Source organism: Allorhizobium paknamense, assembly GCF_030815125.1.
Lineage (GTDB): Bacteria > Pseudomonadota > Alphaproteobacteria > Rhizobiales > Rhizobiaceae > Allorhizobium > Allorhizobium paknamense.
Map to the genome: position 1 here is coordinate 132,152 of NZ_JAUSWH010000010.1, position 14,057 is coordinate 146,208.

Consider the following 14,057-nt stretch of genomic DNA (forward strand, 5'->3'; position numbering starts at 1 on the left):
TTTCACGTTGAAAACCGCCGCCGCGCCGTCTGAATCTCGCTGTCATTATCCTTGATCCATTGGATCATCCCCTGCAATTTCCCGACCAGCGATTGGCCAAGCGGGGTCAGCCTGTAGGAGACTGCGGGGGGGACGGTGGGCAGGATGAGGCGGTCGACCATGCCGTCCCGCTCCAGAGCGCGCAGCCTGAGTGTCAACATGCGCTGCGAGATGGTTTTTTCGGCGGACATCACCGAGACGACCCGCTTGAGGGCGGCATGGCGATATTCCCCGGTGGCCAGCACCAGCAGCAAAAGCGCGCTCCAGCGATCCCCAAGACGGGCCATGATTTCACGCACTGGATCGTCGCGCTCGTGTCCCCCGGCGGCCATGTCCTCGGCCAGAGCCGTCAGAGGGGCGGCATCGAAAGTCGCGTCTGTCTTGCGCAAATGATCGATCAGTGCGGTAAAGGAAGGTGAGGTCATGGGCTTGCTGCATTCATGGCGTTCAGATGCGCCAGAAGCACCCGGAAATTTCCGGGAGTCAAGGGACCCCACCGTCGTCCGGGCCGGACGCACCCGGTGGATCAGGCGGCAAAATCGGTTCGCCGCAACACCTCCACAAGGCATCCCCAGGGGTCGGTCAGGAAAAAGGCCGTGGCTGGCGCCATGCCCTCCTTCAGCGCTGGATCGGTTTCCGCAAGCATGGGTTTGCCGACGCCTCGCGCCACCCCGGCGATCGCCACACCCGCGCCATGCACTTTTTCGAGCGCCGCCTGCACGTCATCTACGGCAAAGCACAGGTGTTTGACGCCCTGGACCCTGAGATCCGTATTGGGTGCCCAACGGCTCGCCGGAGCCGGTTCCGCACCTTCGATCTCAAAGACTTCCAGCCGGAAGGCACCCTTGCGAAGAAAGGCGCCCTTGGCGCCGATATGGGGAATATCGAAAGTGAATTCCTGCTCAAAGCCGAACAGTTTATGCCACCATTGCGCGGCGGCGTCCCGGTCACCGACGCTGATGCAGACATGATGCGCGGTTGCTTCCGCAAGCAGTGGCTCATTCATTCCTTCCTCCATTGACATTTTTTGATTGGTCGACCAATTAAATAGCGAAAGTGTGCTGTCGTCAATCTTGATCGGCGAAATGTTGTGCCGTAAAACAATCGGTTAAAGCGTTTCCGGAAAAGGTGTTTTGGCAATTTTCTCCGGACATGTTTCAAAACAATAACTTGGACCATCGCCGATGGAGGAGGAGCCATCGGCGGCCTGGTGAGGGGGAGGAAACCATGCGTTTCAAGGGACTGGATCTCAACCTGCTGGTCACGCTCGACTGTCTGTTGACGGAACGCAACGTGTCGCGGGCCGCAGACAAGCTGTGTCTCAGCCAATCGGCGACAAGCGGTGCGCTGACCCGCCTGCGGGAATTTTTCAACGACGATCTTCTGGTGCAGATGGGGCGCGGCATGGTCATGACGCCGCGCGCCTGCGAACTTCTGCCTGCCGTGCGCAACGTGCTGATGCAGGTGGAGGGCACGGTCATCAAGCGGCCCGATTTCGATCCGGCCACCATTCGCCGCGAGATCAAGATCATCGCCTCCGATTATATGGCCATCGTGGCCCTGTCGGGCGCGCTACGTGAAATCAAGGCCATGGCGCCGGAGCTGAGCTTCCTGATCCTGCCGCCTTCTGAAGATCCGCGCGGGGCGCTGGAGCGCGGAGACGTGGATTTTCTGGCCATGCCGGACATTTATCTTTCGCCGGATCATCCCAGCGAATTGTTGTTTTCCGACGATTACCGGGCAATCGTCTGGACAGAAAACAGCCGTGTGCCGGAAGGAAACCTGTCTCTTGCGGATTTTCTGGACATGCGGCATGCGGCGGTCACCCATACGCTCAGCGCCCTCAATTTCGAAGGCTGGTTCGTCAAGCGTTTCGGCAATAGCCGGATTGTCGAAGTATCGACGTCCACCTATGCCAACCTGCCGTTTCTGGTCGTCGGCACTGAGCGTATTGCCCTGATGCATCGCCGCCTGGCGGAAGTGTTTGCCGGGATGATGCCCCTCAGGCTGATGAAGCCGCCCTTCGATATTCCGCCCATTCACGAGACCCTGCAGTGGCATAGCTACAACGATAACGATGATTGCCTGATGTGGATCAGACGGCAACTGGTCAGGACCATGGCGGATTTGAACACCATCGAACCGGCTGTGCCGCAGGGCGAATGCCTTGCGGTGGAAGGCTGACCGCACACTCCACTTCAATCCGGCAGGGCAGCAATGCCCCCGCTGTTCAGGAAGGACAGGATCATGGCAGACGATACAACCATTCCGTTTATTTTAGGCATGTTCACTACAAGCGGCAGTCCCGCCTTTCCCGCACTGGTGCTGGACGATGATGCCGCCATTGCCGTTGAAGCCCTTGCGCCACTTGCCGCGCGGCTGGGTCTGGCGTTGACGGGCAAGGAGAGCGTTTTCGGGCTTTTGCAGAACTGGGACCATAATTTCGCTGCCCTGAGCGCGGCTTTGGCGGCCCTTGCCGATGCCAAGGCCGGGAAATATTTCCGCAGCGCCTTGACCGCCTCGGAATTTCTCACCCCTTGCGCGCCAATCGACACGCCCCGTCAGGTGCTTTCCGAACTGACGGGCCTGCCGGATGCGGGTGAACTGACCTTCATGCCTCGCCTGGTGTCCTCGGTCGTCGGGCCGAAGGCGAAAATTCCGCTGCCACGACGCGCTGGCAAGGTGGTGGCCGAGGCGAAGATCGGCGTCGTCGTCGGTCAGCCTGCCTATCAAAGTTCGCTCCAGGAGGCGCAGGCGGCTATTGCCGGCTATCTGACGGTGACGGATCTGACGCTGCTACAGGGGAAGCACGATCGGTTGAGCCTTGGAAAATTCCAGCCGTCCTTTCTGCCCACCGGTCCGCTGTTCGTGCCGAAAGCCTTTGCGGGCGAGATTGAGACAGCGAAGATGAATCTTGCCGTCAATGGCGAAGTGACGATTCCATCGAGCCTCGCCCGGCGCGGCGAGACGCTGGCGGCCAGCCTTTCACGCCTCTCGCAGGACATCCAGTTCTTCCCCGGCGATATCCTGTGCTGCGGTGCGGCTGGAACGCCTCTTCTCGATGACCTGCCGGCCCTCGGCGATGGCGATATCATTGAAACTGCCGTCAGCGGCCTTGGCCAGCAGACGCTGAACACCATGACCCTCAGCCAGCAGGTGGCGGCATGACCCTTTCCTACACACCCGATCTTGTAATGGCCTGGAAGGGCGACCGTCTGCGCGGCAAGCATGCCGTGGTCACAGGCGCCGGGCGCGGCATCGGCAAGGGCATTGCCATGCTTTATGCCGCGCAGGGCGCACGCGTCATCGCAAGCGACATCAACGAAACCGCACTTCAGCAATTGCAGGCCGAGGCCAAGGCGGCTGGCCTGTCCTTCGAGGCGGTCGTTGCGGCGGATCTGACGACGGAGGAGGGAGCCGCCTCGCTGGCAGGGGAGGCGGCGGAAAAGCTTGAAACCGTTCATATTCTGGTCAATGCCGCGGCCATCGTGGTCTTCGCCTGGCTCGAGGACATGCGGTTTGCCGACTGGAAAAAGACGCTGGCCGGGGAACTGGATACGGTTTTCCTGGTCACCCGCGCCTGCTGGCCGCTGATGAAGCCGGAAGGTGGCTCGATCGTCAATTTTTCCTCGGCCAATGCCCATGTGGCGCTCGACACCTCGCCCGCGCTTGCCCATTGCGCGGGGAAAGGCGGCGTGCTCTCCATGACCCGGCAACTGGCCATGGAGGGGGGCAGGCATGGCATTCGCGCCAATACCATCGCCCCGGGCTTTACCTTGACCGAGGAAACCGAGCGCCATCTCGGCAATGAAACGATGATGTCGGCGGTGCGCAGCAAGCTGATGATCGACCGGCTGGGAACGCCGGAGGATATCGGCTGGCTGGCGGTCTATCTCGGTTCCGACGAGGCGCGTTATGTCACCGGGGCCGACATCTCCATCGACGGTGGCGCCACGGCGTGGTGAGACCCATCGGTCTCACCGATAAATCCTATCTCGGTAATCCATTTTTCAGATTGTTTGGTCGGTTGTATAAGTAGATGTGAGGCGGGAGGGCATCGCCTGAAGCAATCTTCTAACCGGCCGGGCAGCTTGCCGGGCGGCATGTTTATCGATTTGGAAAGATGACATCATGGCGATTACAGGCATAGAATCCTTGCTGTTTGGCGTCGAGGATCTGGCGAAGTCCACAGTGTTTTTCGATGATTTCGGTCTGGTGCAGAAAAGCGCCGATCAGGAGCACACCCATTACCGGCTGGATGAGGGCTCAAACGTCATCCTGCGGCATATCGACGATCCGGTGCTGCCGAAATCCATTTATCAGGGCGCCGGTGTCAAGAAGGTGGTCTGGGGTGTCGATACGCAGGAAAGCCTGGACGAACTGGCCGACCGCCTGGCCAAGCGTCAGGAGATCAGGGTAGATAATGACGGCACGGTGCATTTTCTCGCCGGTGCCGGTCTGCCATCCGCGCTGAGGCTGTTCAATCGCAAGAAGGTGACCTATGCGCCGGACCCCGTCAATGCGCCCGGCCATATCAGCCGTTTGAACACGCCGCGCAAATGGAAAATTCGCGCCAAGCCGAAAACCATTACCCATACCGTGTTTGCCGTGCCTAATCCGCGCGAGGAATATGAGTGGTATCGCGACAACCTGAATTTCCGCATGTCGGAAGAACAGGTCGGCATGGGCTTCTATCTGCGCTGCGACGGCGCCAACGAGCACCACAACCTGTTCCTGATCGACATGAAATTTCCGGCACTGCCCGGCTATCCGATCTATCACCACACCAATTTCGGCGTCGAGGACATCGATGAACTGATGATCGGCACCAATTACATGACGCGCAAGGGCTGGACGACCGGTCCGCTGGGCAGTGGCCGTCACCGTATTGCCTCGGCGCTGTTTTCCTATCTGGAATGCCCCGCCGGTGGCGAGGCCGAATATGGCGCCGACAGCGATTACATCGATGACAACTGGATTCCGCGGGAATGGAACCGGGTGTTCGGCACCTATTCCTGGATGCACAAGGTTCCCGCATTCCTGGGAGAGGCCCAGAAATGGGAATTCAGGCTGCATCCGGAATTTGTACCGCAAAACGAAAGCAGCGGTGCGGAAGGCTGGAAATAGGCGTGCCCATCAGGGGCACGCCTGCAAAGAAGTGACCTGTTTCAAGCCTGGTGAGCGAGCAAAGACAGACGCAGTGTCGGATCTTCCCGCGATGAGGAGCGTGTCCCTGAAAGGGGCATGAAAGCGGCAGGTCGGGACATTTGGGAAGGAGTGCGTTTCATGAGCGAAATATCCTTGGTCAACAAGGTTCTGGTGGTCGGCGGCGGGGTCGGCGGCATGGCGGCGGCGATGCGGCTGCGGGCGCATGGGGTCGAGGTCGATCTCATCGATATAGATCCGAACTGGGGTGTGTACGGCACCGGTATCACCCTTTCGGTGCTGACGCTCAGGGCGCTGTGCGATCTTGGTCTTGCCGAAGAGATCATGGCCAAGGGCAATTGTTATGACAGCTTCATCCTGTGCAGCCAGTCCGGCGATGTTTTGACCAAGGTCACCTCGCCGCGCCTTTATTCCCCGGATGTGCCTGCGGAAGGCGGGATCTTGCGCCCGGTGCTGCATGCGATCATGAAGGCGCGCGTGCAGGCCGCAGAGGTCAATGTTCGCACCGGGCTGAGCCTGACCGGTCTTGCCCAGGACGATGATGGCGTCGACGTCCAGTTCTCCGATGGTGGCCAGGGCCGCTATGACCTCGTCATCGGCGCAGACGGGCTTTTCTCGAAAACCCGTTCAATGATCTTTCCCGATGCGCCGAAACCGCGTTTCACCGGTCAGGCCTGCTGGCGTGCCTTGTTCGACATTCCGGAAGGGTGGGAATGCGGCCATATGTTCCTGAGCGACAAGGTAAAGCTTGGCTTCTCACTATGTTCGCCGGACAAGATGTATCTCTATCTGCTTGAACATGTACCGGACAATCCATGGCGGGAAAAAGCCGAGCTTCCCGGCCTGCTCAAGGGTCTGATGGCGGGGTTTGGCGGCGAGGCCGCAAGGCTGCGGGACACGATCAACGATCAGACCGAGATCATCTATCGTCCCCTGGAAAGCATTCTGCTGACCGACCGCTGGAGCACCGGGCGTGTCGTGCTGATCGGCGATGCGGTGCATGCAACGACACCGCATCTGGGTTCCGGTGCCGGGGCTGCCGTCGAGGACGCCATCGTTCTTTGCGAGGAACTTGCCGCGAAAGCTGCGATTTCCGAAGCGCTCGCTGCTTTTGAAAGCAGGCGTATTCCGCGCACCTCTCTTGTGGTCAACAATTCGCTCAGGATCGGCGAGTTGGAGATGACCGGCGCGCCGAAACAGCAACAGGCGTCGCTTATGGCCGAGTCCATTGCGGCCATTGCAGCCCCCTATCGCTGATAGGTTTCAAAGGCCTAGCCGTTGATGCGTGGCATCGACCCACGGGGTCGATGCCACTGCTGGCGAAGCTTTGCCAAGTATCAGTATTGGGCGGTACGAAGATCAGCCGTTGGTCCATAGCGCGGTAGGTCCAGAAAAAGACTTTATCATAGAACGATTTCCATACCGGCTAATCGCGCCCCTCGGTATGCGTGGTCTTCCCTTATTTTAGGGAAAACAATATTTAAATATTGAATGACCTAAATATATTTTATGACTTTATGTTTTGAAAATATTCTGGAAGTTTTTGGAGGAGGAGTGAATGTACTTAAAGAACCGTGTGGCCGCTTGTCTCTTGATGACGAGCTTTCTTGCTGCGCCGCAGCTTGTCCGGGCCGATCCGCTCAGAAACGATATCGATCAGGCCTCGGTCTTTTCCGAGGTTTCCCCCTTGTCCATGCCTGCGGGTCTCGATCCGAGGGCGCTGGACCGGACGGATTTCGAGATTCTGAAACCCGGCATCTATATCGGCTTCGAAAAGGACAAGGTGGCCGCCTACAAGGCGCTGAACAAGGCCATCAATGAGCGTCCGCCACTGGATTTGGACAAGCTTGTCAAGGGCAAGCTGCCGCCGGATACGCCGGGCCTCGGCCCTATTGTCGATGTGACGCCGGACTGGTTGCGTTATCAGAATGACAAATACGATCCGCTCAACCCCATTCGCCATGACCCTGCGGTGGCGCAAAAGGCAGGGTATCGCGATGTGCCTGCCTATCCGACCTATGCAGCCCATGACGATTCCGTCATGACGCCATGGCCTCCGGAGGCGCGTGACAAGCTGCTGGTCAGCGATCTCAATCACTCGGTTACCAATTACCTGCCTGTCTATGCGGGGGACAGGCTCTTCATCGTCATCAATCATCGGGACGTCACTGATCTGACGCCGCTCACAGGCGGAACGCGGCGGATCGTCGCCATCGAGAGCCAGGCGTCGATCTACAATCAGAAGAAGCAGAAGGTGTCCGACATGACCTTCCGGGTCACGGAACATCTGTCCATCTACAAAGACCGCAGCAAGGCTCCCGTCAACCCGACCTTTGCGCAATTGTGGGAGGCGCCGGATTGGACCGCGAGACCGGAGCATGTTTATACCGACAAGGATTGGGATTTCATAAAGTCCGTCTGGGCGCATGAGCATATTCAAGGTGCCGCACCGCTTTACTGGGAAGATGTGAAGGTGGGCGACAAACCTGCCTGGACCCTGGACGGGCCGATCGAGGAAAGTCCGACCCCTACCTGGGGCATGGGCATGGGATCCGGCGGCAGCCGCAGCATTCGTCCGGAGATCATGGCGAGCGATAACTTCGCCGATCTCGTGCGCAATCCTGTCGATGGTATCTGGCGGCTGAAGGATCCCAATCTGGAGCGCCCGAAATTTCCGCCCCTGCCGGTGATCAAGGGCGCACCGCCGCCGGCGCCGCGCCCTGGCGAAGTCAATACCGCCGAGATTCATAAGGAGAAGGTCAAGCGTGCCGCTCTCGTCAATTTTACGGGCCGCGATTATGCCGTCCGCCACCTGACCAACTGGATGGGGGATGACGGCTGGCTCAAGACCATTTCCTGGGCGATCATGGACCCGCGGGCCCATTGGCAGGGCGGCATGCCCGTCATGCCCAATCCGGCAGCGAAGCATTTCGTCGGCCATCTGCCGGGCATGGCGGGTGCCCATGTCTCCGTGCATGGCCTGACCAAGGACGTGGCGCTCGTCAAATCCGAAGTGACCGGCAAGCGCATCACCAACGGCGCGCATGAGGTGGAGCTGGTCTGGTGGATCGAGAATCTCGATGGCCAGATCTGGGAAGAAGGCAGCGCGATCGTCACATTGCCATCGCGTTCACAGCCGGATGTCACCGCCGTGCCGAAGGAGAGGCTTTCGGCGGCGAAATAGGCCTGATGAATGGATCCTGTTCAGGAAGAGCTGGGGGCGGCTCTTCCTGAAGATCACAGGCAGAAGCCTGAACAACCTCCGCATTCAAGATCAGTGGGACCGGATCGGTATCGATCCGGTCGGGAGGATTTGCATTTTTTCCTGAGGGGGAAACAATCGTGAAATATCTCATGCCTGCCGCCCTCGTGGCGCTGACCTTCGCTCATGCCGCGAAAGCCGAGGATGCCAACAACCTTCTGGGGCTTCCAAAGAGCGATACTCTGACCATCAGCGGTGAGATCATCGCCACTTATGGCAATACTACCTATTCCGGCAGGCCGTGGACAGAAATCCTGAATCTCAAGGCTGAGGGAAAGCAGGAACTGGAGGGAGCGACCTTTCACTACAAGGGATCGCTTTACCTGCGCAGCGACCATCATGAACTGCCCATAGACGTGAATGATATTGCCGATGTCGAATTGTCGCTCGATCTGCATGAATGGGGTGAGTTCGGCTATTCCACCTATACACGCTGTACAGGCATGGGGTTTCCCTGGACGGATGGCGATGTGGGCAATCTGGGCTCCGTCAATATTCACCCCTGGGTGCCCGGCACATGGCGTTGCGTGGGCGGCACTGTGGTCATTCTGGCCGCCGGTCCGACATCGGTCAACGCGGCTGACTATTTCTTCTATCATAACGACATCGGGCCGCTGCGCGTGGAAGCCTATTATGATCCCGACCTGCGCTACGGCGATTACAGCGGCGCGGACACGAAAACGCTGGAGGGCGATCCCGCACCGAAATTCGAAGGCTTTCTGAGCTACAGCCTCACGAGCGTCATCAGCGGTCGGCTCGGCTTCACCAATCTTGGCGACTATAGCCTTGGCGCCACGGTGAAGGTGCCGGAGATCGATATGGAATTCAATTATGAACGGCAATACATGGCGGCGTCTCCGCCGGTTGTCGGCCATATCATCAATGCTACCTGGAAGCCGGAGTGGATTCCCTATTTCAAAAGCGCCAGCTTCACCTATTTCGCAGCAGAAGGGGACACGAATTTCATTCTCGACCTTCACTTCGGAACGGAAAAACTGGCGCTCGGTGTTGCCATGGATGGCCAGCACAACTATGCCGCGGAAATGGAATATCACGTGACTCCGTCGGTCAGCCTGCTGGCGGGATGGGATAGCGGCTTCAAGCTCGGCGATGGTTGGTCCGGGGCTTATGCGCCGTCAACCTCGGTTCCAGCGCGCGGCGACAGTTATGAAATCGGGATGAAGGTGACGTTCTGAGCGATTGGACTGGCGGCATATGGTTCCAAAATAGAGCATGGAAATTCGCGCAGCCACGGCGCCCGATCAAAAATTGAATGCCACCCTGGGTCACACATCTTGCGCGATTTATCATCTCATGCTTGCATGGCGTGGGGTTGGGGAGACAGAGGGATCGCGCCGGGCTTCCTGCGCATGCCTATCTGTCAGCCTTTGCGTGACCGGCTGGGCGCGCAAGCGGTTCGGGATGCCGTGTCGACACCTCGCATGATTGGAGAAAACTGCGCTGCGTTGAAACGGGCGTTTTCAAGGTTTGGGGGTGAAACGATGCGACGACTGTGGCCGATCCTGCTCGGGATCGTGGTGCTGGCCGCTGCCGGCATTTATTATCTGGTACGGATGTTAAGCGTCGATCTGCCGGATTATCCGAAGGTCGCCAAGGTCACCTGGCTCGATCAGAACTGGTCTCCTTCGCAAAGCGAGTGGATGCATCACGCCGATCAGGGCACGGTGACCTTTTCCATGCCCTATGAATGGCTTTCAGCTTTGGAGCAGCCGACGTTCACGCTCACTGCGGGACCGCCCTTCCTGTCCGATGACTATCTCGACCGTTTCGGCTTCATCACGGGAAATTCCTCCGGTCTTCCCGTCGGTTTTGCCCGTGGTGGCAACTTCGTGGATCCCACAAACGCTGAGCCCTGGATCAATCCGGCCAATGGCAAGGCCCTCACGACCATTGGCCTTACCTGTGCTGCCTGTCATACCGGCCGCCTGACCTATAAGGGCACCGCCGTGATGATCGATGGCGGATCCGCGCTCACCGATCTCGGAAAATTCCGCAAGGCAGCGGGACTGGCTCTGTTGTTCACCCGCTATGCGCCCTTCCGTTTCGATCGCTTCGCTGCAAAGGTGCTGGGGCCGGAGGCTGACGACAGCGCCAAGGCCCAACTGAAGAAACAGCTTGAACAGGCGCTTGCCAACGGGGAGATCGAAGTCAATCTCGACAAGAAGGTCGCCGCCAAAAGCATTGAGGAAGGGTTCGGCCGCCTGGACGCGCTCAACCGGATCGGCAACCAGGTTTTCGCGCTCGATCTTATGCAACCGGACAATTACGCCGCGCAATCCGCACCGGTTGCTTACCCGCATATCTGGAACACCTCCTGGTTTGACTGGGTGCAGTATAACGCCTCGATCATGCAGCCCATGGTGCGCAATGCCGGAGAAGCGCTGGGTGTGCGCGCCCTCATCAACCTGACCAACCCCAAGCAGCCGCTCTTTGCATCGACGGTCAATGTCGAAAGCGTTTTTGAAATGGAGCAGCAGTTGGCGGGCAAGCAACCCACCGCAGAGACCGGCTTCACAGGCTTGCTTGCGCCTCGCTGGCCCACCGATCTGCTCGGTCCGATCAATGCGGAGCTTGCCAACAAAGGGGCGGCGCTCTACGCAAGCCGTTGCCAAAGCTGCCATCTGCCGCCCGTTGGCAGTGAGGGGTTCTGGGATCAGAAGCATTGGACGGGCGCGAATGCCGCTGGCGAACGCTATCTTCGCATGACCATCATCCCGATCGATGAAATCGGTACGGATCCGGCGCAAGCGCAAGGCATGGCCGACCGGAAGGTCAAACTGCCCCCCGAACTTGGGATCAACACCGATTCCTTCGGTCTGGCGCTTGGCCAGCTTGTAGAGAAAACGACGGCCCGCTGGTACGATTCCCAGACGCCGCCTGTGCCGCCGGAGCGCCGGGACATCATGAACGGGAACCGTCCCAACGAAATCCAGGCGCCGCTCAAGTACAAAGCCAGACCGCTTGATGGCATCTGGGCAACGCCGCCCTTCCTGCACAATGGATCGGTGCCCACCATCGACGCCCTGCTTTCCCCGGTAAAAGACCGGCCGAAAACCTTCTGGCTTGGCAATCGCGAGTATGACCCGGAAAAACTGGGCTATCGGACGGAAGAACTATCCGGTGGTTTCAAGTTCGATACCTCCAAGCCGGGAAACAGCAATGCGGGGCACGAATTCAGCGACACACCAGGACCCGGCGTGATCGGTCCGGCTTTGAAGCCGGATGAGAAAGCTGCCCTCATCGCCTATCTCAAGACCTTGTAGGGCGGCGTCTTCAGGTTTGAGAGGACTGCAAAAGGCACAGCCGCCTACGAAAAGTCATTGAAAATGGCAGTTCGCATTCTATTTTCGACTATCTCAAACCTCTGACGCCGTTGAGATATTCGAAATCTTTTCACAGCGAGGATGCGTGAGCATCTTCGCAGGGTGATCGTCACGCTCCGAAGATTTGGGAGCGTGACGATGTCTGGAGTTGCCCTATCAGGCCTTGGCAATCTGCTGCTCGATGGCTCCGAACAGTACCTGACCGTCCGGCAGGCGCGCTTCCATACGCACCGTGTCGCCAAAGCGCATGAAGGCGGTTTTCGGAGCACCCTGGTCGATGATTTCGATGCCCCGCCGCTCGGCGATGCAACTGGAGCCGACCTCGCGATAGGTCTTGTTGGAAACCGTGCCCGAGCCGATCACCGTGCCGGCGACGAGATGGCGCGAATAAGCGGCGTGGGCCACCAGATCATGGAAACCGCAACTCATCGCGGCACCATTGGCCGCGCCGAACTGCTTGCCGTTCCAGTGCACGACGAGATTGAGATCGATCCTGCCATCGTGCCATGAACCGCCCAACTCGTCCGGCGTGACGGCCACCGGGGCCATGGAGCAGGGCGGTTTTGCCTGCACCCAGCCAAAGCCGGTCTTCATTTCGATCGGTGCAAGGCGGCGCAGCGACCAGTCATTGATCTGTACCAGCAGACGGATGTGGCGCATGGCGGCATCCGGCGCGGTTCCAAGCGGCACACGGTCGGTGATCACACCGAATTCGCCCTCGAAATCGATATCGTCGCCTTCTGATGGAAAGGTTGCTATCTCCTTTGGACCGAGGAACCGGTCGGAAACACCCTGATACATCAAGGGGCGGCCGGTCTTTTCCTTCTTGATGCCTAGGACGGTATCCATCAGATCGCCGTGGCTATCGAAGGCGGAGCCGTCGAGCCATTGCCAGGCGCGCGGCATGGGGGCCATCGCCTCGGCGGGATCGAAGGGGATGGCCTCGGCCAGGGCGCCATCATTCAGCCGCCCATAGTCCTCGATCAGGGCAGGGGCGAGCGCTTCCCAGTCTTCCATCAACTGCTGCAGGGTGGCGACACCGGGGGCGGGAATGGCCCGCGTCAGGTCGCGGCTGACGATATGGAGCCTGCCATCCGGGCTGCCATCCTTCAAACTTGCCAGTTTCATGAACTCCTCCTCCATCAAATACAAAGATCAAAATGAACGTGCCACCAGGGCATCGGCATCGGCATCCCGGAAAAAGCCCAGATGATCCGCAGTTTCGGTGGCCAGCGACGGGTAGGAGCCGAACAGAGCCACCAGTTCCTCTTCCGGCTCATAGCTCACCTTCGAGCGGCTCTCCGGAAACCGCCGGAACAGGGCCTCGACCAGTTCCTCGAAGGAGAGGCAGAGCGCGGGCAGCGTGAAAGCCCTTGCGGTTCCAAGGCTCGACGATAAGAGTTGACCCGCATGCCGGAAATTCGCGGCGGCGGTATCGACCGAGGTCAGCCATGTGCGGGAATGGGGATGCACCGGCAGAACGATATCTTCCCCGCGCATGACCGCGTAAAAGACCCGGCTCATGAAGGCCGATTTCAGCCGGGCATCGGCGCCGTCCCGTGCCATCACGCCGGAAAGACGCAGCGAAACGCCATCCAGCCAGCCGCGCGCTGCGAAATTGGCGATCGCCACCTCCATCATCAGCTTCTGCGCGCCATAAACCATGGTGGGGCCGGTCGGGGTCGCATCCGTGACCAGTGAAGGCATGGGCTTGGCGTAAACGGCAATGGTGGAAGCAAAGACCAGCCGGGTCTCCGGGTTGAGATCGCGCAAACGCTCGATCAGGGTCAGCGTCGCATCGAGATTGACACTGCGCGCCAAGGCGTAATTGGCCTCGGCGGCGCCGCCGAGAATGGAGGCGAGAAGGTAGACCGTCGAGGCGCCGGCGATATGGGTATCGAACAGGTCGGGATCAGCGAAATCGCCTGCAATCGTGGTCAGGCGAGGGTCTTGGCGCTCTTCCGCAGGGTCTATCCGGTCGATCAGAACCAGGGGGCCGGCGGCCTCATCGGCCAGCAATTGCGTTGCCAGGCGCTGGCCGACAAAGCCCTGTGCGCCGATGATCACTGTTTTCACCGCATCCTCCCGTAAACATCATTGGTTAGTTGTACGACCAATAAATCAGTTCCAGGATTGTCGCAAGCGCTACGGCATCTATCGGCTTGATCGATAGCCGCTATCGAAAGCTCTTGTTTGTACGAACGACCAATTAATTGTAAGCCTGCCCCATCGATAACAGGAGGAGA

General features: G+C 59.2%; 12 protein-coding genes. 8 read left to right on the top strand and 4 right to left on the bottom strand.

Annotated features, from left to right (window positions below):
- Nucleotides 1-2 precede the first annotated feature (2 nt).
- Nucleotides 3-464 carry a winged helix-turn-helix transcriptional regulator gene (locus QO005_RS15700; protein ID WP_307158998.1) on the bottom strand — a complete coding sequence of 154 codons (462 nt, stop codon included), beginning with the start codon at nucleotides 462-464 and terminating at the stop codon, nucleotides 3-5.
- Between the two features lie 101 nt (nucleotides 465-565).
- The gene (locus QO005_RS15705; protein WP_307158999.1) at nucleotides 566-1,045 is read right to left on the bottom strand and encodes a VOC family protein; all 480 of its coding nucleotides are present in this window, start codon (nucleotides 1,043-1,045) and stop codon (nucleotides 566-568) included.
- Between the two features lie 221 nt (nucleotides 1,046-1,266).
- On the opposite strand from QO005_RS15705, the gene QO005_RS15710 reads away from it, so the two are divergent.
- The 8 genes from QO005_RS15710 to QO005_RS15745 all read left to right on the top strand — a co-directional run bounded on the left by QO005_RS15710 (nucleotide 1,267) and on the right by QO005_RS15745 (nucleotide 11,751).
- On the top strand, nucleotides 1,267-2,223 hold the full coding sequence (locus tag QO005_RS15710; RefSeq protein WP_307159000.1) for a LysR family transcriptional regulator: 957 nt from the start codon (nucleotides 1,267-1,269) through the stop codon (nucleotides 2,221-2,223).
- Between the two features lie 63 nt (nucleotides 2,224-2,286).
- Nucleotides 2,287-3,207 (top strand): fumarylacetoacetate hydrolase family protein, encoded by a 921-nt coding sequence (locus tag QO005_RS15715; protein WP_307159001.1) that lies wholly within the window; start codon nucleotides 2,287-2,289, stop codon nucleotides 3,205-3,207.
- Nucleotides 3,204-4,004 (top strand): SDR family NAD(P)-dependent oxidoreductase, encoded by an 801-nt coding sequence (locus QO005_RS15720; protein WP_307159002.1) that lies wholly within the window; start codon nucleotides 3,204-3,206, stop codon nucleotides 4,002-4,004. Before QO005_RS15715 ends, QO005_RS15720 begins: the two co-directional genes overlap by 4 nt.
- 166 nt (nucleotides 4,005-4,170) lie before the next feature.
- The gene (locus tag QO005_RS15725) at nucleotides 4,171-5,166 is read left to right on the top strand and encodes a VOC family protein (protein ID WP_307159003.1); all 996 of its coding nucleotides are present in this window, start codon (nucleotides 4,171-4,173) and stop codon (nucleotides 5,164-5,166) included.
- A 159-nt stretch (nucleotides 5,167-5,325) separates the two neighbouring features.
- A complete protein-coding gene (locus QO005_RS15730; protein ID WP_307159004.1) occupies nucleotides 5,326-6,462 on the top strand; it encodes an FAD-dependent monooxygenase in 1,137 nt (378 codons plus the stop codon).
- A 301-nt stretch (nucleotides 6,463-6,763) separates the two neighbouring features.
- Nucleotides 6,764-8,389: a hotdog family protein gene (locus QO005_RS15735; protein ID WP_307159005.1), complete on the top strand. Its 1,626-nt coding sequence runs from the start codon at nucleotides 6,764-6,766 to the stop codon at nucleotides 8,387-8,389.
- A gap of 158 nt (nucleotides 8,390-8,547) precedes the next feature.
- Nucleotides 8,548-9,663 carry a hypothetical protein gene (locus tag QO005_RS15740; protein ID WP_307159006.1) on the top strand — a complete coding sequence of 372 codons (1,116 nt, stop codon included), beginning with the start codon at nucleotides 8,548-8,550 and terminating at the stop codon, nucleotides 9,661-9,663.
- A 306-nt stretch (nucleotides 9,664-9,969) separates the two neighbouring features.
- Nucleotides 9,970-11,751: a di-heme-cytochrome C peroxidase gene (locus QO005_RS15745; protein ID WP_307159007.1), complete on the top strand. Its 1,782-nt coding sequence runs from the start codon at nucleotides 9,970-9,972 to the stop codon at nucleotides 11,749-11,751.
- A gap of 216 nt (nucleotides 11,752-11,967) precedes the next feature.
- On the opposite strand, the gene QO005_RS15750 is transcribed toward QO005_RS15745, so the two are convergent.
- Both QO005_RS15750 and QO005_RS15755 read right to left on the bottom strand, forming a co-directional pair.
- Nucleotides 11,968-12,939: a fumarylacetoacetate hydrolase family protein gene (locus QO005_RS15750; protein ID WP_307159008.1), complete on the bottom strand. Its 972-nt coding sequence runs from the start codon at nucleotides 12,937-12,939 to the stop codon at nucleotides 11,968-11,970.
- Between the two features lie 27 nt (nucleotides 12,940-12,966).
- Entirely contained in the window at nucleotides 12,967-13,887 is a 921-nt protein-coding gene (locus QO005_RS15755) for an NAD-dependent epimerase/dehydratase family protein (protein WP_307159009.1), read from the bottom strand.
- Between the last annotated feature and the right edge of the window lie 170 nt (nucleotides 13,888-14,057).